23 protein-coding genes and 1 pseudogene are annotated in these 21,512 nt (G+C 72.5%); 10 read left to right on the forward strand and 14 right to left on the reverse strand.

Translation table 11 applies throughout. From position 1 onward, the window contains the following. Positions 1–88: 88 nt before the first annotated feature. Positions 89–733, reverse strand: a complete 645-nt coding sequence (locus EDF27_RS00435; protein WP_123701353.1) for a HEAT repeat domain-containing protein — start codon at positions 731–733, stop codon at positions 89–91. Positions 734–801: 68 nt separating this feature from the next. Between EDF27_RS00435 and EDF27_RS00440 the strand changes: the two genes are divergently transcribed. Further along, positions 802–1,755: an aldo/keto reductase gene (locus tag EDF27_RS00440; RefSeq protein ID WP_132046734.1), complete on the forward strand. Its 954-nt coding sequence runs from the start codon at positions 802–804 to the stop codon at positions 1,753–1,755. Positions 1,756–1,826: 71 nt separating this feature from the next. Here EDF27_RS00440 and EDF27_RS00445 read toward each other — a convergent pair whose 3' ends face one another. Beyond that, the gene (locus EDF27_RS00445) at positions 1,827–3,965 is read right to left on the reverse strand and encodes a septum formation family protein (RefSeq protein WP_132046736.1); all 2,139 of its coding nucleotides are present in this window, start codon (positions 3,963–3,965) and stop codon (positions 1,827–1,829) included. Further along, positions 3,962–4,513 carry an orotate phosphoribosyltransferase gene (pyrE, locus tag EDF27_RS00450; RefSeq protein ID WP_123654483.1) on the reverse strand — a complete coding sequence of 184 codons (552 nt, stop codon included), beginning with the start codon at positions 4,511–4,513 and terminating at the stop codon, positions 3,962–3,964. Before pyrE ends, EDF27_RS00445 begins: the two co-directional genes overlap by 4 nt. 77 nt (positions 4,514–4,590) lie before the next feature. Between pyrE and EDF27_RS00455 the strand changes: the two genes are divergently transcribed. Beyond that, positions 4,591–6,216 carry a hypothetical protein gene (locus EDF27_RS00455; RefSeq protein ID WP_132046738.1) on the forward strand — a complete coding sequence of 542 codons (1,626 nt, stop codon included), beginning with the start codon at positions 4,591–4,593 and terminating at the stop codon, positions 6,214–6,216. A gap of 65 nt (positions 6,217–6,281) precedes the next feature. Continuing rightward, the gene (locus tag EDF27_RS00460) at positions 6,282–7,625 is read left to right on the forward strand and encodes a M23 family metallopeptidase (protein WP_132046740.1); all 1,344 of its coding nucleotides are present in this window, start codon (positions 6,282–6,284) and stop codon (positions 7,623–7,625) included. Between the two features lie 16 nt (positions 7,626–7,641). Here EDF27_RS00460 and EDF27_RS00465 read toward each other — a convergent pair whose 3' ends face one another. The 6 genes from EDF27_RS00465 to EDF27_RS00490 form a co-directional block, all read right to left on the reverse strand. After that, on the reverse strand, positions 7,642–8,415 hold the full coding sequence (locus tag EDF27_RS00465) for an aminoglycoside 3'-phosphotransferase (protein ID WP_347812790.1): 774 nt from the start codon (positions 8,413–8,415) through the stop codon (positions 7,642–7,644). A 4-nt stretch (positions 8,416–8,419) separates the two neighbouring features. Further along, the gene (locus EDF27_RS00470) at positions 8,420–9,016 is read right to left on the reverse strand and encodes a hypothetical protein (protein ID WP_132046742.1); all 597 of its coding nucleotides are present in this window, start codon (positions 9,014–9,016) and stop codon (positions 8,420–8,422) included. Further along, positions 9,013–9,600 (reverse strand): hypothetical protein, encoded by a 588-nt coding sequence (locus EDF27_RS00475; protein ID WP_123654487.1) that lies wholly within the window; start codon positions 9,598–9,600, stop codon positions 9,013–9,015. The genes EDF27_RS00470 and EDF27_RS00475 overlap by 4 nt, the downstream gene beginning before the upstream one ends. Continuing rightward, positions 9,597–9,923 (reverse strand): hypothetical protein, encoded by a 327-nt coding sequence (locus EDF27_RS00480; protein WP_123654489.1) that lies wholly within the window; start codon positions 9,921–9,923, stop codon positions 9,597–9,599. The genes EDF27_RS00475 and EDF27_RS00480 overlap by 4 nt, the downstream gene beginning before the upstream one ends. Positions 9,924–10,012: 89 nt before the next feature. Beyond that, positions 10,013–10,204 carry a hypothetical protein gene (locus EDF27_RS00485; RefSeq protein ID WP_123654490.1) on the reverse strand — a complete coding sequence of 64 codons (192 nt, stop codon included), beginning with the start codon at positions 10,202–10,204 and terminating at the stop codon, positions 10,013–10,015. Then, positions 10,201–10,647, reverse strand: a complete 447-nt coding sequence (locus EDF27_RS00490; protein WP_123654492.1) for an Asp23/Gls24 family envelope stress response protein — start codon at positions 10,645–10,647, stop codon at positions 10,201–10,203. The genes EDF27_RS00485 and EDF27_RS00490 overlap by 4 nt, the downstream gene beginning before the upstream one ends. 106 nt (positions 10,648–10,753) lie before the next feature. Between EDF27_RS00490 and EDF27_RS00495 the strand changes: the two genes are divergently transcribed. Next, on the forward strand, positions 10,754–11,590 hold the full coding sequence (locus EDF27_RS00495) for an exodeoxyribonuclease III (protein ID WP_123654494.1): 837 nt from the start codon (positions 10,754–10,756) through the stop codon (positions 11,588–11,590). A 103-nt stretch (positions 11,591–11,693) separates the two neighbouring features. Here EDF27_RS00495 and EDF27_RS00500 read toward each other — a convergent pair whose 3' ends face one another. Further along, positions 11,694–12,617: an AEC family transporter gene (locus EDF27_RS00500; protein WP_132046746.1), complete on the reverse strand. Its 924-nt coding sequence runs from the start codon at positions 12,615–12,617 to the stop codon at positions 11,694–11,696. Positions 12,618–12,731: 114 nt separating this feature from the next. On the opposite strand from EDF27_RS00500, the gene EDF27_RS00505 reads away from it, so the two are divergent. The 3 genes from EDF27_RS00505 to EDF27_RS00515 are packed head-to-tail and all read left to right on the forward strand — an operon-like array spanning position 12,732 to position 14,588. Then, a complete protein-coding gene (locus tag EDF27_RS00505; protein WP_123654498.1) occupies positions 12,732–13,322 on the forward strand; it encodes a nitroreductase family protein in 591 nt (196 codons plus the stop codon). Positions 13,323–13,342: 20 nt separating this feature from the next. Further along, positions 13,343–13,765, forward strand: coding sequence for a hotdog domain-containing protein (locus EDF27_RS00510; protein WP_123654501.1), 423 nt, complete (start codon positions 13,343–13,345; stop codon positions 13,763–13,765). A 52-nt stretch (positions 13,766–13,817) separates the two neighbouring features. Then, entirely contained in the window at positions 13,818–14,588 is a 771-nt protein-coding gene (locus EDF27_RS00515) for an HAD-IIB family hydrolase (RefSeq protein ID WP_123654503.1), read from the forward strand. A gap of 41 nt (positions 14,589–14,629) precedes the next feature. On the opposite strand, the gene EDF27_RS00520 is transcribed toward EDF27_RS00515, so the two are convergent. Beyond that, positions 14,630–15,256, reverse strand: a complete 627-nt coding sequence (locus EDF27_RS00520; RefSeq protein WP_123654505.1) for a phosphoribosylanthranilate isomerase — start codon at positions 15,254–15,256, stop codon at positions 14,630–14,632. 49 nt (positions 15,257–15,305) lie between these two features. After that, a complete protein-coding gene (locus EDF27_RS00525) occupies positions 15,306–16,358 on the reverse strand; it encodes a serine/threonine-protein kinase (protein WP_165931287.1) in 1,053 nt (350 codons plus the stop codon). Positions 16,359–16,547: 189 nt separating this feature from the next. Here EDF27_RS00525 and EDF27_RS00530 point away from each other — a divergent pair, with 189 nt between their 5' ends. Beyond that, the gene (locus tag EDF27_RS00530) at positions 16,548–16,751 is read left to right on the forward strand and encodes a DUF2945 domain-containing protein (RefSeq protein WP_123654508.1); all 204 of its coding nucleotides are present in this window, start codon (positions 16,548–16,550) and stop codon (positions 16,749–16,751) included. Here the strand turns inward: EDF27_RS00530 and EDF27_RS00535 are convergent. Both EDF27_RS00535 and EDF27_RS00540 read right to left on the reverse strand, forming a co-directional pair. After that, the gene (locus tag EDF27_RS00535) at positions 16,738–17,442 is read right to left on the reverse strand and encodes a DedA family protein (RefSeq protein ID WP_132046750.1); all 705 of its coding nucleotides are present in this window, start codon (positions 17,440–17,442) and stop codon (positions 16,738–16,740) included. The two genes, EDF27_RS00530 and EDF27_RS00535, sit on opposite strands and share 14 nt — an antisense overlap. A 51-nt stretch (positions 17,443–17,493) precedes the next feature. Beyond that, the gene (locus tag EDF27_RS00540) at positions 17,494–18,654 is read right to left on the reverse strand and encodes an ROK family protein (RefSeq protein WP_165931288.1); all 1,161 of its coding nucleotides are present in this window, start codon (positions 18,652–18,654) and stop codon (positions 17,494–17,496) included. Positions 18,655–18,690: 36 nt separating this feature from the next. On the opposite strand from EDF27_RS00540, the gene EDF27_RS00545 reads away from it, so the two are divergent. Further along, a complete protein-coding gene (locus EDF27_RS00545) occupies positions 18,691–20,385 on the forward strand; it encodes a beta-N-acetylhexosaminidase (protein ID WP_132046752.1) in 1,695 nt (564 codons plus the stop codon). Positions 20,386–20,523: 138 nt separating this feature from the next. Next, positions 20,524–21,456: pseudogene (locus tag EDF27_RS00550) on the forward strand (UDP-N-acetylglucosamine 4,6-dehydratase family protein); the annotation flags it as partial. Positions 21,457–21,512: the final 56 nt, after the last annotated feature.

Below are 21,512 nucleotides of genomic sequence, written 5' to 3' on the forward strand. Positions count from 1 at the left end.
TCCGATCGGCATGCGCAAGCCGATCGGGCCTGTTCGGCATCCCGAATCCTGAGTGTCGACAACCCGCGCCGCCGATGCGCGGAGCGGTTCAGCCCTTCGCGGACCGCGTCCGGCCGAGTGCGACCTCGCGCCGCGCCCGCTCCCGCGCGAGCTCCGACCCGGCGGACGGGTCGTGCAGCAGCCGCTCGGTCTCGGCGGCGTGCGCGCGGACGTCCTCGTTCCGGTGCGACGCCGCGTCGCCCAGCACCGGCTCGACCACGTCAGCGCCGAGTCCGACGAGCGCCCGGCTCAGCGACAGCCGCATCTCGGGGTCGGCCTGCCCGAGCTGCACGGCGAGTGCGCGGGCGAGCGCGGAACGGGAGTCGTCGGGCACGAGCACCGCCGCGGCCCGCCAGGCCGTCCGGACGACGCCCGGGTCGAGGTCCTCGAGCCGCGCTGCGACCTGCGGGTACACCGACCGGTCGTGGATCTTCGAGAGCGTGTGCAGCGCCTGGCTCCGCGCCTGCGCCTCCGGCCGGTCGAGCTCCCGCAGGACGCGCGGCACGACGAGCTCCGCCGGCAGCCGGATGAGCGCCCACGTGAGCATCTCGCGGACCTGCAGGTCCGGCTCGATCGCGCACTGGTCGACGAGCGTCTCGAGGTCGTCCGCCGTCGGCGTCGTCCCCGCCGCCATCACGGCGCGCAGCCGCACGGTGGCGCGGGGGTCGGTGAGGTACGTGACCAGTGACGTCATGTTCCGATCATGCCAAGGGTCGCGGCCTAGCGTGGGCCCGGAACCGTACCGATCTGAAAGGAATCCGCATGCCCCGCATCGGAACCAGCGACCTCACCGTCTTCCCCCTCGCCCTCGGCGGCAACGTGTTCGGGTGGACGGCGGACGAGGCCACCTCGCACCAGGTCCTCGACGCCTACACGGCCGCCGGTGGCGACTTCGTCGACACGGCCGACGTCTACTCGGCGTGGGGCGACGGCAACTCCGGTGGCGAGTCCGAGACCGTCATCGGGTCGTGGTTCGCGAAGTCCGGCAAACGGGACGACGTCGTCATCGCCACGAAGGTCTCGCAGCACCCGGAGTTCCCGGGGCTCTCCGCGGACAACGTCGCGAAGGCCGCCCGCGCGAGCCTGCAGCGCCTCGGCACCGACCGGATCGACCTGTACTACGCGCACTTCGACGACCAGGACACGCCGCTCGAGGAGACGGTCCGCGCGTTCGACCAGCTCGTCCGCGAGGGCCTGGTCCGGTACACGGCGATCTCGAACTACTCGAAGGACCGCGCGGCGGAGTGGATCCGCATCGCGGACGAACACGGCCTGGCGAAGCCGGTGGCGATCCAGCCGCACTACAACCTCGTCACCCGCGAGCCCTACGAGTCCGAGATCGCGCCGCTCGCGCACGAGGCCGGGCTCGGCGTGGTGCCGTACTTCTCCCTCGCCGCCGGGTTCCTCACGGGCAAGTACCGCACGAAGGACGACTTCGCCGGCAAGGACCGCGAGGGGCAGGTGTCGGGGTACTTCACCGACGAGGGCCTCGCGGTCGTGGACGCGCTGTCCACCATCGCGGGCGCGCACGACACCGGGATCGCCACCTTGGCGCTCGCCTGGCTGCAGGCGCAGCCCGACGTCGTCGCGCCGATCGCCTCCGCCCGGAACACGGAGCAGCTGCCGGCGCTCCTCGCCTCCGCCGAGCTCGAGCTGACGGCGGACGAGGTGCGGACGCTCTCGGACGCGTCGGCGAAGGTCCCGGCTGCGGCCTGAGACAGGACCGAAGAGCGGACGGGAGGCTCCCCACCGGACCGGTGGGGAGCCTCCCGTCCGTCCCGTGGTGACTACGCGGACGACGCGAGCGACCCCGTCATCGTGCCGCCGCCGGAGCGGGTCACGAAGCAGGACCAGAACCGGTCACCGGCCTGCCAGGAGGCGGCGTCCGGCGGGTACACGCTCTGGACCTGGACGTCGCCGTATGACGACGCGGCGGTGACGTTCAACGCCCCGGTCGACTGGCACTGGTCGGTGGCGATCCGCTGCGCCTCGGCGGTGCCGGGGTAGGCGTCCGCCTCGATCGCGCCGCGGCTGGTCAGCTGTGCGAGGTGTGCGGCGGAGCAGTCGACGACGGTGAAGTCCTCGGCCCAGGCGTTCGTGAACGGCGTCAGGCACTCGCCACCGGCGAGCTCGTACCAGGCGTGCTGCCCGGCCGATGCGGTGGTGGTCGCGAACGAGATCGTCGGGGCCGAGGCGGGCGTGGGCGCTGCCGCGGGGGCTGCGGAGGACTTCGTCGTGATCGAGGCGGACGCGGCGGCCGGCGACTTCGTCGGCGTCGTGTGCTCCTCGATGTTGTTGCCCATGATCCACCGCGTCAGTGCGAAGACGGCGACGAGCGCGATGAGGATGATCACGACTGCGCCGCCGATGAGCAGCTGCTTGCCGCGCTTGCCCTCGCCCCGGAGCTTCGCGAAGCCCTCGTTGATGAAGTTGCCGCTGTCCGCGGGCGGCGGGACCGGCGGACCGGCGGCGTACGCGGAACGGCCGGGCGCCGGCGCGTGTGCCGGCGTGATCGCCGCCGGCATCATCCGGGTCCCCGTGTCGTGCGGGTCGTACCCGGTGGTGCCGAGCTGGTTGACCGCCTGCGTGCCGAAGAGGTCCTTGATGGCGCTCGTGTCGCTGGTCTCGCGACCGTCCCACTCGGACTGGTCGAGGTCGTCCGGCGCGGTGCGCGGCAGCGTCGTGTCCTGCTGGCCGGTGTCCGTGGCGCCGCGGATGCCGAGGATCGCGTCGAGGTCCTCGCCGACGGCGGGCGGGAGGTGCGCCGGGTACACGTCGTTCGCGGACGCCGGCTGTGCGGGCGTCGGCTCGACGAGGGGCGGCACCTGTGTCGTCGGGGTCGGCTGCGCGGCGTCGGGCTCGGCCCACCACGGGGTCTCGCCGGTGCGGACGGCATCGTCGACGAGGGACCAGCTGCCGCTGTCGGTGTCCGGAGCCGACTCGGTGGCCGGCGCCGACTCGGTCTCGGGTGCCGGGGCCGGCGTGGGTGCAGGGGCCGGCGTGGGTGCGGGGGCCGGGTCGGTGCGCTCCGCCGACGGGATCGGCGTCGCGGTCGTCGTCGTGTCGAACGGGTTCGACGTCAGGGTGGTCGGGACCTCGCCGGTCACGTCGTCCTGCACCGCCCAGTCGAACGGACGGTCGACCTGCGGCGGCTCGGCCGTCGGCGCGATGCGCAGCAGGTCGGTGAAGCTCGGCGGTTCCTCGGTCGGGGGCAGCGCGTTCGGCACGCCGACGGGCTGCGCGATCGGGCCGGTCGGCGCGGGGATGCCCGCGATGCCGGCCGGCGGCAGCGGTGCGCCCGTGGCGCGGCCGAGCCAGTCGACGTCGTCACGGCCCTCGCCGCGGGGGTCGGTGCGGCGCCGCTCGTCCTCGATCGCGCGGGTCTGCGCGGCCCGCTCGTCCCGGTGCGCCTGCGCGGTGGGCAGCACGATCGAGCTCGGGTGCGGGGCGGTGGTGTTCGGGGGGACCGGCGCTGCCGCGGGGATGCGGCTGCCGAGGAGCGAGCGGTCCGGGTCGGAGGCGGGCTGCGCCGGCTGCGAGGGACGGGCGAGTTCCTCGGGCATCGAGATCGCCTGGGTGGACTCGTCCATCGGCGCATCGGGGATCGGCTGCTCGGGCGCTGCCGGTGCTTCGGGTACCGCCGGCGCTTCCGGCGCTTCCGGGGCCGACGGCACCGTCGGCGGCTCGAACGGCTCCGGGAGCGGCGCGCCGGTCTCGGCGGCGGCACGTTCGGCCTCGCGCCGTTCACGGCGGGACGGCCACTCGTCGGCCGTCCGCGGCGCACCGAAGATGTCGGCGGCACTGCGGAGTCCGGGGAACCGAGCGTCCGAGGCGGACGCGGGCGGGGCCTCCTGACCGTCTGCCCCCGTTGCGGGGCGGGCGGCGTCGTCAGGCTCGCGCGCGTCGTCCGGACGCTCCCCGGTCACGCGGTCAGCCCCAAATCAGCCAGCCCGATGGCTGCGAAGTACGGGTAGCCGGCGGCCTCGATGGTCTCCTTGGCGCCGGTGTCGCGGTCGACCACGACGGCGACGGCCGCGATGATCGCGCCCTCGCGCTCGAGCGCCTCCGCGGCCTTCAGCGGGGAACCGCCGGTGGTGGAGGTGTCCTCGAGCACGACCACGCGCTTGCCCGCGAGGTCCGGACCCTCGACCTGCTTGCCGCGGCCGTGGTCCTTCGGCTCCTTGCGGACGACGAAGGCGTCGTAGGCCTTGCCCTGCGCGGCGGCCTGGTGGAGCACGGCGCTGGCGATCGGGTCGGCGCCCATCGTGAGCCCGCCCACCGCGAACACGTCGGGGACCTGGTCCACGAGCTCGGTCATGACCTGCCCGATGAGCGGCGCGACACGGTGGTCGAGGCTCACCTTGCGGAGGTCGATGTAGTACGTCGCCTTCTTCCCGCTGGTCAGGGTGAAGTCGCCGTGGAACACCGCCTCGGCCTTGATGTGGTCGATCAACTGCTCGCGCGCGTCCGTCACAGCGCACAAGGGTAGCCGGTCCCGCCATGACGGCGCTCATCGGGTCCGTCCGGAGCCACGATCGGTACGCTCCGTCCATGCCCTCCGCCCGTCTCCGCTCGCTCGGGCACGAGGCGCTGGGTGGGCTCGTGGCGCTCGCCCTGGCCGTGATCGCCCTCCGCCACGTCATCGCCACGGCCCGGGTCTCGCTGCTCTGGTACGACGGCGACTCGGTGCTGCTGCCGATGGTCGTCCGGTCGATGCAGGCGGGTGAGCCCTTCGAGTGGGCGATGTCCCCGGCGCTGTTCTTCTTCCCCGAGCTGCCGGTCTACCTGCTGTGCTCGCTCGTCACCGGGACCCCGCAGCAGGCCCTGGCGCTGAACGGCGTGCTCGTCCTCGTCGCGGTGTACGCACTCCTGCGGGCGGCCGCGAACGAGCTGATGCCGGCTGCCGGACGCCCGGCCCGCATCGCGGTGTCCGCGACGGCGGTCGGGTTCCTGACCCTCGTCGTCCTCACCGAGTCGAGCGCCACCGCGACCTCGCTCGAGCTCGCGTCCCTGCTGCTCACGACCACGTACTACTACGGGGTGGCCCTGGCGCTGCTCGCGACGGCCGTGCTGGTGCTCCGCGCGGTCCGGACGGGCAGCGCCTCGACCACCGTGCTCGTCGTCCTCGGGCTCGTCGCCGCGTGCACGACGGCGTCGAACCCGCTGTACGTCCCCTGGTCCGGCGCTCCCGTCGTCGTCACGCTCGCCCTGCTCGTGCTCGCCCGGCGGGTGCCGTGGCGGCTGGCGTCGTGGCTCTCGGGCGTGGTCGTCGCGGGCGCCGTCGTCGGGTACCTGGTGCGGATCCCGCTCCGGCCGTTCGTCTCGCTCGACCCGTCGACCTACGTCCACCCCGAGCACGCGGTGACCACGCTCGGCTTCTTCGCGTCCCTGACCGACGTGCGAGCGGGCACGGCCGCGGGCGACGCGGGCCTCGTGCTCATGCTGATCGGTGTGCTGCTCTCGGTCGGCGGGACGGTGTGGGCGTGGCGGGTGCGGACCTCGCGCACCGTCCTCGTGGCGACGCTCCTGCCGCTCGTCACGGTCGCCGCCGTCTCGGTCGGGGTGATCGCGGCCGGGTCCGAGACGCCGCGGTACCTGGAGCCCGTCGTCGTCGCACCGCTCCTCGCCCTGGTCGCGGTGTGCGAACTCACCCGGTCCGCCGTCCGGAAGACCCGCGTGCACCGGCCGCTCCGCGGGGTCCGCGTCACGCTGGCGATCGGCGCGGCAGTGGTGCTCGCCGCCGGGGTCGCCGTGACCCCGAGCACCGTCCGCACCGTCCGCACGGCCGCGTACGAGCCCGCCGACTGCCTCGACCAGTGGGCCGACGGGCGCGACGTGGTCGGCGTCGGTCAGTTCTGGACGGTCCGACCGCTCGCCACCTACTCGGCGACGAACGTGGACATGCTGCAGGTCCGGGACACGTTCCAGGTGTACCCGTGGCTCGTCGACCTCGGTGCCTACCGAGATGTGGCCCCGACCTTCGTCGTGGTGGGCTCCGGCGACGTCTGGTCCACCCCGGTCGAGGACTCCCTCGGCGCCCCGGTGTCGGTGACCCACTGCAGCGGCTTCGACATCTGGGACTACGCGGGCACCGACGGGGCGGACGTGCTCCGGCGGGACGTCGTCGGCAGCGCGACCGCGGTCCTGCAGGAGCGCGGGTTCGCGGCCGGTTCGTAAGAGAGTTCTCCACAGTGGTGCGTCGGCATCGCGCGGTTCCTGTGCGGATGTATAGGCTCGCCGGGATGACTCGCTCCGCCGCCCGCTCCCCGCATCCCCGACCGTCCGCGCGGTTGCCGCTCGCCGTGCGGTCGCCGCTGGCCGTGCGGCTGCGCGTCGCCGTGGCCGCGTTCTCGCTCGTCGGACTCGCCGGGGTACTCGTCCTCGACGCTCCCCCGGCGCAGGCGGCGACCTACCCGTCGTGGGACGACGTGATGGCCGCCCGCGGGCAGGAGTCGAAGAAGAACGACCAGATCGCCGACATCGAGACCCTCATCGGCGACCTCGCCTCGAAGGCCGATGCCGCCGTGGCCGAAGCGGAAGCACGCGGCAACGAGTACTCCGCCGCCCAGCGGAAGGCCCAGCGCGCCGCCGAGAAGGAACAGACCCTCCGCGCCGACGCCGAGGAGCACGCCGAGATCGCCGAGCAGAGCGCCGCGCAGGCCGGCCAGTTCGCCGCGCAGATGGCCCGCTCCGGTGGCGCCGACGTCACGACGAGCGTGCTCACGGGTGGTGAGGACGCCAGGGACCTCCTGTACGACCTCGGTGCGCTCAGCAAGCTCTCCGAGCAGGCCGAACGGGTCGAAGCCGTGGCGAGTGCCGACGCCGCCGTTGCTCGGGCCCTCTCCGGGCAGGCGGACCGGGCTGCCACCGCCCTCGCCGAACTCGCCGCCGAGGCAGAAGCCCGGATGGCCGAGGCGCAGGCCGCGTCCGACCGGGCACAGACCGCCTACGACGAGCAGCAGGACAACAAGGCCCGACTCGACGCCCAGCTCGCGACCCTGATGTCCGGCCGCGTCCGGACCGAAGCGGAGTTCGCCAAGGGCGAGGCGAAGCGGAAGGCCGACGAAGCACGTGCCCGTGCCGCGGCTGCGGCGGCCGCCGCGGCAGCAGCGAACAGCGGTGGCGGGGGCAGCAGCGGTGGCGGCGGCGGGTCCGGCGCGGTCGGCTCGGGCTCCGGCTCCGGCTGGGTCCGTCCCGCCGGCGGCTGGATCACCAGCGGGTACGGCTCCCGCGTGCACCCGATCACCGGCGCAGTGACCTTCCACGACGGCATCGACCTCGGCAGCGGCTGCTCGACGGCCATCGTCGCGGCGGCAGCGGGGACCGTCGAGTACGTCGGCTGGTACGGCGGCTACGGCAACTACGTGCGGATCGACCACGGTGGCGGGGTGAAGAGCGCCTACGGGCACATCGTGAGCGGCGGCTTCCGGGTCGCGCCGGGGCAGCGGGTCGCTGCGGGCACGCTCGTGGCGCTCGTCGGGTCAACGGGCAACTCCACCGGGTGCCACCTGCACTACGAGACCCACGTCGGCGGCGGCACGACCAACCCGGTCTCCTTCATGGCGGCCCGCGGCGTCGCGTTCTAGCGCGGCACCCGCCGCGTCAGACCTCGTCGACGTCCAGGTTCCAGAGCGCCCGGTACCAGGCGGTGCGCTGTTCGTCGGGTGCGATCCCGTACGCGTCGTGGAACACCGCGTCCCACCCCGGCCCGTAGTTCCACCCGAGCGCCATCGTCGCCACGGCGATGTCCGCCCACCGGTCCGCGACCCCGAGCGCGCCGAGGTCGACGTGCCCGTTCCACCGGCCGTCCGCCCCGAGCAGCGTGTTCGGCGAGCAGGCGTCCCCGTGGCAGACGACCGCCAGGTCCGGCGCCGGGGCGGGTCCGATCACGTCGACGTCGACACCGGCCGCTCGTGCCCGGTCCAGGCGCGCGTCGTCCGACCAGTCGAAGGGGCACTCCGCGACCGGCAGTGTGTCGTGCATCGCCCGCAGCCCCTCGGCGATGCCCACGACCGCGGTGCGCGGTTCGTCCCGCCAGCGCGGGTCGACGGCGCTCCACCCCGGCACGGCCCTCGTACGGAGCCAGGCGCCGTCGTCGTCGACCCCGTGGTCGAGCACCTCGGGCACGCGCAGCCAGCGACCGGCCCACTCGAGCCGTTCCGCCTCCGACGTGATCCACCCCGCGTACCGGCTGGGCACCCACTTCAGGTACTCCTCCGCCGTGTCGGCGCCGCCGGAGCCGCCGACACGGAACGTCTTCCCACCGATCTCGTTCAGCCACACCGGGACGAGCGGCCGACCGGCAGCGAGCGTGGCGACGATCGCCGGCACCGGCACCGCGGCGTCCGGTGCGGGGATGCTGCTGCCGATCGACACCACGTCAGTGCACGCGGTCCGGGCGGGACGAGCCGGCTCCGCCGCGCGCGATCTCCAGCAGCACCGGCAGCTCGTCGCCGAGCAGGGCGTCGAGGTCGGCGACGATGCCCTCCACCCGCTCGGTGATCTCCCGCGGTGCGGCCCCCTTGCGCGGCCGGACCTTGATCCGGACGGCGCGACGGCGGCGGACGCGGTACACGTCGACCGCGAGCGAGGCGACCTGTGGCAGGTCACCGATCGCCGACGAGAGCGCGTGCTGGACCGCGGCGGCGTCGATGCGGACCGTGCCGGGGAGGCTGTCCGACGCGCCGTCGTCCTCGACCACGGTGCCGACCCGTCCGCCACCGAGCGTGGTCAGGACGACGAGCGCGAGGACCCCGAGCACCACGGCGCCGCCGAGGACCCACGTCCACGCGGCGATCGAGGCACCGCGTCCCGCGTCGACCCCGAGGTCGCCGAGGGTGGCACGGGCTGCGCCGTGCCAGAGGTCCGCCGCCTGCGGGACCGTCTGCACGAGGACCGCCCCGACCCCGGCGACGAGGAGCGCGACGCCGACGACGATCAGCGCGATGCGGCCGAGCGCCCGGTTCGTGGCGTTCATCCGTCGACCCGTCCCGTCGGCTGGACCCGGACCCGCGCGGTGACCGCGGGCACGGTGGCGATGTCGGCGAACTCGCGCTCGACCGCTTCGGTCGCGGCCACGGCGGGCACGTCGACGCCCGCAGCGGGACGGAGCACCACGTCGACCGTGCGGCGACCGACGGTGCCGACGGCCGCGTCCGGGCCGAGCCGGGTCGCTCCGCGCGCGGCGCGGGCTGCTGCGGAGGCGAGGACCTCGTCGTCGACCACGACGGCGAGGCGGCGCGAGGCCATCTGGTGCCGCGGACGGCGCTGGGGCAGGACGCCCTGCAGCAGGAACACGAGCCCGACGAAGCCGACGACGGCGCCGACCCCGATGACGACGGCGTCGATCAGCCCTCGAGGGGCACCGGCGGCCGCGTCGACCACCGCTCGGGGGTCGATGCCCGCGACGTTCTGGTCGAGGAACACGAGCGTCGCGGCGAACACGGCGGCAGCGGCGACGACGAGCACGACCACCATCGCGACGACGACCGTCCCCGAGCGGGACACGTGCGTCTCGCGCCGGAGCACCCGGCGGTACAGGGCGTCGTGTTCGGAGGTCATCGGACCCTCCTCGGGGTGTCGATCACGGACGACGAGAACGTCACGTCGACCCGTTCGACCTGGCGGCCGGTGATGGCCACCATGCGCTCGGCGATCGTCGCACGGGCTCGGTGCGCCGTCCGGACCACCGGTTCGTCGGGGACCGTGTGCGAGCCCAGCACGGGCACGGCGAGCGGGGCGGTGATGGTGACCGCGAGGGAACCGCGGCCGTCGTCGGCGACCCGGGCACGGACCTCCCGGAGGGGTGCACGGAGCGCCTCGGCGGCCACCGCCTGCGCGGTCCGGACCAGAGCGGTGGTGCCGATCCGGTCGTACCCGGCCACGCGCGGAACGGGGACAGGACCGGCGGGAACGGGGGCAGGACCGGCGGGAACGGGGGCAGGACCGGCGGACGGCAGCGTGGGCGCTCCGCTCACGACGAGCTCCGACGACCGCGGAGCACGTCGAGCAGTCGGCGGAAGTCGATGTCACCGGTCGCGATGCGTGCCACCACGCCGCCGACGAGCATGAAGACGGCGACCACGACGAACGCCCAGAACCCGAGGGTCAGCGCGACGATCGCGAGGAGGGCGCCGACCCCCATCCCGACGACGGTGGCGGTCACCGGACGCGACCCTCGGCCTCGTCGGGAGCCTGGTTGAGCGCCGGGATGTTGACGTCGTTGATGGCGATGTTGACCTCGGTCACCTCGAGCCCGACGAGCTCGGTGACGGCCTTCGTCACGGACGCCCGGACGGCGGAAGCGACGTCCATCATCGGCGTCGGGTAGTCGACGACGATCGTCAGGTCGACGGCGACCTGGGTCTCGCCGACCTCGACGCGGACGCCCTGGCCGAGCGCGCTCGACCCGATCGCGTCACGGATGGCGCCGAACGCGCGTGCCGCGTTGCCGCCGAGGGCGAAGACGCCGGGGACGTCCCGGGCGGCGATGCCCGCGACCTTGGCGACGACCTGGTCGTCGATGATGGTCCGTCCGGCGCTGGTGACCTGCGTGGTGACGCTGCCGGTGGACGTGGTCCCGTCGACGCGGTTGCTCGTCGATGCCATGGTGGTGCTCCTCACATCTGCGCTGTCTGCTCGCTGCTGTTGCTCGCTCCAGGGAACACCATCTGCCCGCACGTCGTCCGGAGCCCCGACCGGTAGGTTCGATCCCATGCGCGTCGCGACATGGAACGTCAACTCCGTCCGCACCCGAGTCGGTCGGGTCGTCGACTGGCTCGTCCGGGAAGACGTCGACGTCCTCGGCATGCAGGAGATCAAGTGCAAGCCGGAGCAGTTCCCGGTGGAGGCCTTCGAGGCAGCCGGCTACCACGTCGAGGCGCACGGCCTGAACCAGTGGAACGGCGTCGCGTTCGCCAGCCGGCTCCCGATGGACGACGTCACCCGCGACTTCCCCGGCCAGCCCGGGTTCCTCAAGGGGCACGAGGGCCCGGAGCTCCCCGTCGAGGCCCGCGCCATCGGCGTCACCGTCGACGACGTGCGGCTCTGGAGCCTCTACGTCCCCAACGGCCGTGAGGTCGGGGACCCGCACTACACGTACAAGCTCGACTGGCTCGCGCAGCTGGCGGACCGCACCACCGAGTGGCTCGCGGAGGACCCGTCGTTGAAGCTCGCGTTGATGGGCGACTGGAACGTCGCGCCCCTCGACGAGGACGTCTGGGACATGCGCGTCTTCGAGGGTGCCACCCACGTCAGCGAGCCGGAGCGCGCCGCGTTCCGGGCGTTCGAGGAACGCGGGCTGCAGGACGTCGTCCGGCCGCTGGTACCGACCGGGTACACGTACTGGGACTACAAGCAGCTCCGGTTCCCGCGGGGCGAGGGCATGCGCATCGACTTCGTGATGGGGTCGCAGGCCTTCGCGGACGTGGTGACCGGGGCGACGATCCACCGCGACGAGCGGAAGGGCGACGCCCCGAGCGACCACGTCCCGGTGGCGGTGGACCTCGACCTCGAGACCTCGCTCGACGACGACCGCCCGATGATCTTCTGAGCCGCGGGCGCGCGCGGACCCGTCGCGACACCGGACGGGAGGCTCGTGGCGGCCCCGCACCGAGCCTCCCGTCCGGTGTGGGGTCACGACACCCCGCTCATCGCTACGGGTGCAGCAGCGCCGCGATCGCGACGAGCACCGGCACCGCGCCGAGCGTCGAGATGAGCACGACGTCGCGGGCCACGGGCACCGCCGCGTCGTACCGCTGGGCGTAGTTGAACACGTTCTGCGCCGCCGGCAACGCCCCGAGCGTCGTCAGCACGAACACCTGCTGCCCGTCGAGCCCGAACACGAACCGCGCCAGCACGAACGCCACCGTCGGCATCACCACGAGCTTGATCGAGGACGCCACGATGACGTCGGTCCGGATCGCCGGGTCCTTCAGCGGCGCCGCCCCGTGCAGGCTCATCCCGAAGGACAGCAGCACGACCGGGACGGCCGCGGCCCCCACCAGTGCGAACGGTTGCAGCACCGGATCCGGCAGCTCCACGTGCAGCGCGGAGAACAGCAGCCCCAGCAGCGACGCGATGATGAGCGGGTTCGTCACCGGTCCGAGCACCCGGCGCCGCCATCCGCCCCCTGATGCCGTCGCGGCGTCGAGGATCGTCAACGCGATCGGTGCCATCACGACGAGCTGCAGCAGGATGACCGGCACGACCGCGGTGGCCTGGCCGAGCACGTACACGGCGACCGGCAGGCCGATGTTGTTGGCGTTGACGTAGCTGGCGGCCAGTGCCCCGACGGTCGTCACCGTGATCGAGCGCCGCAGCTTGAGCCCGAACACGAGCGCGGTGCCGACGGCGACCAGGACGGCGCTGAGCAGGGAGACCCACAGCATCGGCGACACCAGCGAGGCGATGTCGGCCGTGGCGATGGTGTGGAACAGCAGGCACGGCATCAGCACGAAGAACGCGAGCCGGCTCATCACGAACTGGGCGTGCGGCCCGAGGAGCCCGACGCGGCCGACGACGTACCCGGTCGCGATGATCGCGCCGATGATCGCGAAGCCGATCAGTACGCCACCCATCGGGTCCATCCTGACAGACGCGCGAGCCGGCGCGGCGGGCGTGCCGCAACGTCGGCGACATGTGACGTCGTTCAGGACGGAAATGCGTACGCATCGAATAGCGTTGACGGCATCATGACCAACGCCACGACGCTCACCCGTTCGACCGACTCGAGCCAGCCCCTCGTCCCCCTGCTCGAGGAGCGCTGGAGCCCGCGCTCCTACGACGAGACCGCGACGGTCTCCGACGACCAGCTCGACGCCGTCCTCGAAGCGGCTCGCTGGGCCGCGTCCGCGAACAACTTCCAGCCGCGCCGCTTCATCGCCGGCCGCCGTGGCACCGAGACCTTCCGCAAGATCAACGAGAACCTCATCGGCTTCAACGCCGGCTGGGCCTTCCGCGCGAGCGCACTCGTCGTCGGTGTCCTCGAGACGCAGTCCGAGGAGGGCGACGTCCGCCGCTTCGCCGAGTACGACCTCGGCCAGGCGATCGCCGCGCTGACCGTCCAGGCGCACGCCGAGGGCCTCCACGTGCACCAGATGGCGGGCATCGACGCCGCCGGCCTCGCCGCCGCGTTCGGTCTACCGGAGCGTTTCGTCCCCTTCACGGTGACCGCCATCGGCACGGTCGCCGACCCGTCGCAGCTCGACGAGAAGGCCGCCGAGCGCGAGGTCGCACCGCGCACCCGCATCCCCCTCGACGAGGTCGTGCTCGTCAAGGAGTAGCTCGCGTAGAATGTCGTGACATGGAGCAGCACGACGAACCCGAGATGAACTTCTACACCCGCAAGTGGGTGCGCCCCGAGGACCTCAACGCCAACGGCACCCTGTTCGGTGGCAGCCTCCTCCGCTGGATCGACGAGGAAGCCGCCGTCTACGCGATCATCCAGCTCGGCAACGGCAAGGTCGTCACGAAGTACATGTCGGAGATCGAGTTCGTCTCCTCCGCGAAGCAGGGCGACATCGTCGAGATCGGCCTCGTCGCGACGCGCTTCGGCCGCACGTCCCTGACGATGCGTGCCGAGGCGCGCAACCTCTTCACGCACCGGAGCATCCTGACGATCGACGAGGTCGTGTTCGTGAACCTCGACGCCGACGGCAACCCCGCGCCGCACGGCTACACCGACATCACGTACGCACGCGACCGGGTTCCCGCACACATCGCGTGAAGCCATGCGGCTGGTTGGAGTCTCCGAGCAGCCGCCTGACAGAATCGGGGACATGACCGCACCTCGCCTCGTCGCCTTCGATCTGGACGACACGCTCGCCCCGTCGAAGTCCTCGCTCGACCCCCGCATGCTCGAGACCTTCGCCGCCCTGCTCGAGGTCGTCCCGGTCGCGGTCATCTCCGGCGGCAACTTCGAGCAGTTCGAGACGCAGCTCGTCACGCCGCTCCGGCACCGCGAGGGGCTCACCCTCGACGACCTGCACCTGCTGCCGACCTGCGGCACGCGCTACTACCGCTGGGCGGGCGACGACTGGGCACTGCAGTACGCCGAGGACCTCACCGACGACCAGAAGGCCCGCGCCCTCGCCGTCGTCGAGGCGCAGGCGAAGGACGCCGGCTACTGGGAGTCGGAGACCTGGGGCGCGATCCTCGAGGACCGCGGCTCGCAGATCACGTTCTCCGCGCTCGGCCAGGCGGCGCCGGTCGACGTCAAGAAGGCGTGGGACCCGACGGGTGCGAAGAAGGACGACCTCCGTCGTCGCGCCCAGGCAGAGCTCCCCGACCTCGAGGTGCGCTCCGGCGGCTCGACGAGCGTCGACATCACCCGCAAGGGCATCGACAAGGCGTACGGCATGCAGCGTCTCGCGGAGCTGACCGGCATCGCGCTCGACGACATGCTCTTCGTCGGCGACCGGCTCGACCCCGAGGGCAACGACTACCCGGTGAAGGCCCTCGGCGTCCCCTGCCACGCGGTCGAGGGCTGGGAGGACACCGACGCGTTCCTCACGGAGCTCATCCCGACGCTCGGGCGCACGTCCGCCTGACGGCCGGTTCGCACCCCGCCGGGAGGCCCGGTGCGGCTCCGTCAGCCGATGCTGCGGACCGCTTCCACGAACGCCCGGATCTTCGCGGCGTCCTTGACGCCGCGCTCGGACTCGACACCGCTCGACACGTCGACCCCGTCCGGGTCGAGGCTCTCGACTGCAGCGACGACGTTGGCCGGGGTGAGCCCGCCCGCGAGGATCCAGGCTTCGTCGATGCCGTCGGCGATGACGGACGGGTCGATCAGTCGGCCGCTGCCGGGGACGGCGGCGTCGAGGAGCAGCAGGTCGTGGTCGTAGGACCCGCGCTGCTCCGGGGTCTCGCGGAGGTAGTCCTCGGCGGCGACGGCACGGATCGTGAAGAACCCGGCGTCACGGGCGCGGGCGAAGTCGGTCGCCGACTCGCCGCCGTGCAGCTGGAGCGTGGTGAGCCCCACCGCGGAGGCGATGCCGACGATCTCGTCGATCTCCTGGTCGCGGAACACCCCGACCGCGTCGATGCCGTCCGGGACCCGCTCGACGAGTTCCTTCGCGAGGTCGGCCGTCACGGTCCGGGGGCTCCCCGCGGCGAAGACGAACCCGACCGCGTCGGCGCCCGCGTCGATGGCGGCGTCGACGGTCTCCGGCGTCGAGAGTCCGCAGATCTTGATCCAGCGCTGGTCGGTGCTCATGCGTTCCATCCTGCCCGACGGGACCGGCGGTCGGGTTCGCTCGGCGCGATCAGTGCAGGGTGCCGGCGACGTAGCTGAGGGTACAGGCGAGCAGCACGCCTGCCGCGGCGAACGACCCGGTGAGGATGTTCCGTCGCCGCCACCGCCGGACGGCCACGAACGTGCCGCGCTTGGCGTGCCGATGCGCCGCCCGGTGCATGCGGTGGTCGCGCTTGTGCGCGACCCGCTGCGGGCCGAGCGGGACCGGGCCGGTGACCTGGGTGGATCCCCCGCGGAGCGCACGGGCGACGGTCACCGCGGTGGGTCGTCGTGCCGGGTCGCGGTCGGTCATCCGGAGGAGCAGGTCCCGCCAGTCCGGGCCGACGGCGTCCGGGATCTCCGGGCTCCGGCGGAGTCGGGCGAGCGCTGCTTCGACGAGCGTGCCGGAGTACTCCTGCTTGCCCGTCAGCGCCTCGAGCAGGACCAGACCGAGGGAGTAGACGTCGGTCGCGTAGCTGATCGGCTCCCCGGCGACCTGCTCGGGGCTGAGGTAGGCGGCGGTGCCGATGATCGTGCCGTCGTTGGTGAGCCGGGAGCCGTCGACGAAGTGCGCGACCCCGAAGTCCGTCAGCTTCACGGTGCGGGCGAACCCGGAGGACCCGTGGTCGCTGATCAGGATGTTCGCCGGCTTCACGTCCCGGTGCACGATCCCGCGGGAGTGCACGTACGCGAGCGCGTCGGCGAGCTGCGCGCCGAGGTCAGCGGCCTCGTAGTTGTGGAGAGCCCCCTCGGCCAGGCGGCGGAGCAGTGTCGTGTCGGCGATGAGCTCCATCACGATGTACCGGTGCGGTCCGTCGGAGAACTCGTGCGTGCCGGCGTCGTAGAGCGGGATCAGGCCGGGGTGCGAGAGCATGCTGAGCAGCCGGATCTCGCGTTCCTGGCGCACCCGGTCGGCCGTCGTCATGGCCTGCGGTGTCGCGAAGAGCTTCACGGCGACGAGCCGGTAGGTGTGCTCGTCGCGGGCTTCGTAGACCGAGCCCATCCCCCCGGTGCCGATGAGCCGGGACAGCCGGTACCGACCGGAGAGCACCGTCTCGGTCCGTTGGTTGTCGACCAGGGTCATCGTGCGTGTCGTTCCGTCGGGAGCCAGGAGGAGGCGATGGTTGCTCGCGTGGTGGCTCATCCAGTACGGTACGCGTTCGCGAGGCTGAAAGCGCGGGTGTTATGCCTTCGTGACCAGGGGTACATCCCTGTGTTCATGCGGATGTATCGGGGTTTAGGCTCTGCCCACATCACCCGGAGAGGATGACTCATGGCGCTGACGAAGGGCGACGAGGTGCACTGGAACACCTCGCAGGGGAAGACGACCGGCAAGCTCGTGCAGAAGCGCACGAGCGACTTCGAGTTCGACGGTCAGACGTTCAAGCCGACCGACGACGACCCGTACTGGATCGTCGAGTCGGAGAAGTCCGGTAAGCGGGCCGCGCACAAGGAGTCGGCGCTCACGAAGGCGTGACGCCGGACCGCCGGCGGTCGGCCTTCTCCGCCCGCGAGCGACGGACGCGCCGCACCACGAAGACGATCACGACGCCGGCGATCGCCGCGTACATCCCGCGGTCGATCCACTCGGTGTAGCCCTCGATCTTCTCGTACTGGGTGCCGAGGGCCGCTCCGCCGAGGACGAGCAGGCTGTTCCACACCCCGGACCCGATGATCGTGAACACCGAGAACGACACGAGGTTCATCCGGTCGGCGCCGGCGGGCAGGGAGATCAGGCTCCGGACGATCGGCACGAGGCGCCCGAAGAGCACCGCGCTGCGTCCGTGCCGGTGGAACCAGCCGGCCGCCTTCCGGAAGTCGTCCTCGTCGACGAGCGGCAGCTTGCCGAGCCACCGAACGGTCCGCTCGGAGCCGATGACCCGGCCGAGCCAGTAGAGCACGAGCGCCCCGACGTACGAGCCGAGGGTCGCGAGGACCAGCACGAGGACGAGGTTCATGCGTCCCGCACCGGCGAGGAAGCCCGCGAGCGGCAGGATCACCTCGGACGGGATCGGTGGGAACACCGTCTCGACGAAGAGCATCAGCGCGACGCCCCACTCGCCGAGTGCGTCGATGAGCCGGAGGACCATCCCCGACAGCCCGCCCATCTCCGCGTCGGATGAGGAGGACGACGCGACGGACGTGGCGGCGGCGAGGGCAGTCGTCATGCCGCCATGGTCCCTGAACGTCCTGACAGGTCGCGCAGAGCGGCCTGGGGATCAGCCGCCGAGGCCCATGTGCGTCGCGCGCACGTGGGTCAGCGACCGCGCCAGCGCTCCCCGCGCGACGGCATCCCGTCCGAGCGTGGACGGCACGATCGCGACCGGGTGGCGCAGCTGGGGTCCGACCGCCTCGGCGAGCGCCGCGCAGAACACCTCGGCCGCCGGGGTCACCTCTCCCCCGACCACCACGACCTCCGGGTCGATCGTCGCCACGAGCTGCGCGACGCCGGTCGCGACGTCGGCAGCGAGCGCCCGGACCACGTCCGCGGCGGCCGCGTCGCCCTGCCCGGCCGACACCATGACGGACTCGAGGTCCGCGCCGGACGGGATCCGTGCCTCCAGTCGGGCGGGTGCGCCGGGCCAGCCCGTCGATGCCAGGCCGCCCACCTCGCCGGCCGCGCCGCGGGCTCCGCGGGCGAGCGCGCCGTCGATCAGGTACGCGGCGCCGATCTGGCGGCCCATCACGAGGTAGAGCGCGTCCCGGACCCCACGGAACGATCCCCACATCGTCTCCGCGGTGGCGGCGAGCTTGGCGTCGTTGTCGAAGAAGGTCGTCGCCGTCGGGAAGAGGTCCTGGATGCGGCCGGGCATGCGGCCCTCGACCCACTGCGGCACCGCGATCGTGTAGTCGATCGAGCCGTCCCGGTCGACCACGGCCGGGACGCCGAAGGTCGCGGCGAGGAGCCCGCCGGCCCCGGGCGTCGAGGTGAGGCGTGTCACGACGTCCTGCACGCTCGCCCATGCCTGATCTGCCGATGCCAGGTTCGGGTAGACCTCGTCGACGCGGGCGATCTGCTCGCCACGGAGGTCGGCGAGCACGCCGACGATGCCGTGCAGCCCGAGGTCCACCCCGAGGACGGATCCAGCGGCCGCGTCCGCACGGAACCGCTTCGCCCGGCGACCGGCCTTGTTCGGCGTCGCGATCGCGTCCGCCTCCCGCACCCAGCCCTCCGCGACGAGGTCCGCCAGCGACGCCTCGACGGTGGGCCGGGACAGCCCGACGAGTCGGCTCAGCTCGGTGACGGTGAAGGTCTCGGTGGCGGACGAGCCGTCGCCGCGGAACAGCTCGTCGAGGATCGCGCGGGAGTTGATCAGCCTGAGCGTGCCGGGCGAGCTTCCCACGACCCCGCTCGGGATCGTTGACAGGGTCTCGCTCACAGCCATAGCCTCCACATTACGAAAGATCATTGAGGAATGGTGGACGCCGACATGCTCATCCCCCGCCCGCGCCTGTCGACACCCGGTGTCGGCTCGTTCGAGATCACCCCGACGACCCGCATCGCCGCAGACGACGCGAGCGATTCGGTCCGACTGTACCTGCAGCAGACACTGCGCGGATCGACCGGACTGCCCGTGCGCGACGCCGAGACCGCAGGGCCCGACACCATCGCGCTGCGCGTCGGTGTCGACGACCTGCTGGCCGGCCCCGCCGGGTCCGTCGAGGAGTCGTTCCGGCTCACCGTCACGACCGACGGCATCGAGATCGTCGGCGGGGGCGCCGCCGGGGTCTTCTACGGCGTCCAGGCGCTCCTCCAGCTCCTACCGGCGGACGTGTACCGGAAGGGCCGTGTCGACGCGGGTCCGTGGACCGTGCCCGTCCAGGAGATCGCGGACGCCCCGGCGTTCGCGTGGCGCGGGGTGATGCTCGACGTGGTCCGGCACTTCCGGACCAAGGCCGAGGTCCTCCGCGTGATCGACCAGCTCGCCGCGCACCGCATCAACACGATGCACTTCCACCTCACCGACGACCAGGGCTGGCGGATCGAGATCCGGAAGCACCCGCGCCTCACCGAGATCGGGTCGTGGCGACGCGAGTCCCAGGTCGGCGCCCACGTCGCCGACGCCGACGGGGTGCTCCGCCCGCAGGCCTTCGACGGCCGTCCGCACGGCGGCTACTACACGCAGGACGACATCCGGGAGATCGTGGCCTACGCCGCGGACCGGTTCGTCACGGTCGTGCCGGAGATCGAGAGCCCGGGGCACGTCCGCGCCGCGCTGGCCGCGTACCCGGAACTCGGCGTCACCCCGGACCAGCCCGTGGAGGTCTGGACGGAGTGGGGCATCGCCGACGACGTCCTGAACGCCGAGGACGCCACGATCGACTTCTTCAAGGACGTCCTCGACGAGGTCATCACCCTCTTCCCGTCCGCGTACATCGGCGTCGGCGGCGACGAGTGCCCGAAGGTGCAGTGGGAGGGCGACGCCCGCACGCAGGAGCGCATGCGCGAGCTCGGCCTCGCCGACGAGGAACAGCTCCAGGCCTGGATCATCGGCCAGCTCGCGGCGCACATCGAGTCACAGGGCCGCCGTGCGTTCGGCTGGGACGAGATCCTCGAGGGCGGGACCCTCTCCGAGTCCGCCACCGTCGTCTCCTGGCGCGGGCTCCGTGGCGCCACCACCGCGGCCAAGCGCGGGCACGACGTGATCTCCTCCCCGGACGACCAGGTGTACCTCGACTACCGGCAGAGCGACCTGCCGAACGAGCCGATCCCGGTGTCGATCGTCCTCACCGTGGACGACGTGTTCCGGTTCGACCCGGTCCCGGCCGGCCTGACGGACGCCGAGCGGGCGCACGTCATCGGCGGCCAGGGCAACATGTGGTGCGAGCACGTCGACTCCGTCCGGAAGCTCGACTACCAGCTGTTCCCGCGCGTCGCGGCACTGTCCGAGGCCCTCTGGTCCGCGGACGTCACCGGCCCGCGCGACCTGGCGGACTTCTCCGGGCGACTGGCCGAGCACCTCGCGCGGCTCGAGGCCATGGGCATCGAGTACCGCCACGAGACCGGGCCGTTCCCGTGGCAGGAGCGTCCGGGCGTGCCGGGCCGTCCGCACTCGCGGGAGGAACGTGCGGCCTACATCGACGCGGTGACGGCCAACATCGCGGAGTGACGCCCTCGACATCTGATGTATCAATGTCGTAGGGTCGCAGGCATGCCCATCCCCAGCAGCCCCGGCCTCGACGGCGTCGACATCGAAGCGCTCCTCGGGGACCGGCCGCGGCACGACGAACTCGAACTCGCGGTCGACTTCGTCCGCGGGCAGTCGGTGCTCGTCACCGGGGCCGGGGGCTCGATCGGCAGCGAGCTGTGCCGGCAGCTCATGCGCTTCGAGCCGGCGGAGATCATCATGCTGGACCGCGACGAGACCGCCCTGCAGCACGTGCAGGTGTCGGTCGCGGGGCACGGCCTCCTCGACACCAGGGACGTCGTCCTCGCCGACATCCGGGACGCGACGACGATCCGGGACATCATGCTCGATCGGCGCCCCGACGTGGTGTTCCACGCCGCGGCGCTGAAGCACCTCCCGATGCTCGAGCAGTACCCGGACGAAGGCTGGAAGACGAACGTCCTCGGCACCCGCAACGTCCTCGCCGCCGCGGCCGGAGCGGGCGTCGGGACGCTCGTGAACATCTCCACGGACAAGGCGGCGAACCCGACGAGCGTCCTCGGATCCACCAAGCGGATGGCGGAACGTCTCACCGCCTGGACCGCGGCGGAGACGGGCCGCGCGTACGTGTCCGTCCGGTTCGGCAACGTCCTCGGCAGTCGCGGGTCGATGGTGCCGCTCTTCGCGGACCTGATCCGCGCGGGCCGGCCGGTGACCGTCACGCACCCCGACGCCACCCGGTACTTCATGTCCATCCCCGAAGCGTGCCACCTCGTGATCCAGGCGGCGGCGGTCGCGCAACCGGGCGAAGTCCTGGTGCTCGACATGGGGCAGCCGGTGCGGATCCTCGACATCGCGCGCCGGATGGTGTCCGCGCTGGGCGGGTCCTCCGACATCGTGTTCTCGGGGCTCCGGCCGGGCGAGAAGCTGCACGAGGACCTCATCGGCCGCGGCGAGACGGAGCGGCGGCCGGTGCACCCGAAGATCTCGCACGCCTCCGTGCCCCCGCTCGCACCCTCGGCCCTCGACGCCGCGCCGCGCGCGAACGTCGCGCCGGTCCTGCTGGCTGCCTGACACGGCGCCGGCCGCCTGCCGCGCGAGACACCGCTCTGTCCGCGAGACGCCGCTCG

This window comes from Curtobacterium sp. PhB136, assembly GCF_004346855.1.
Classification (GTDB): Bacteria; Actinomycetota; Actinomycetes; order Actinomycetales; family Microbacteriaceae; genus Curtobacterium.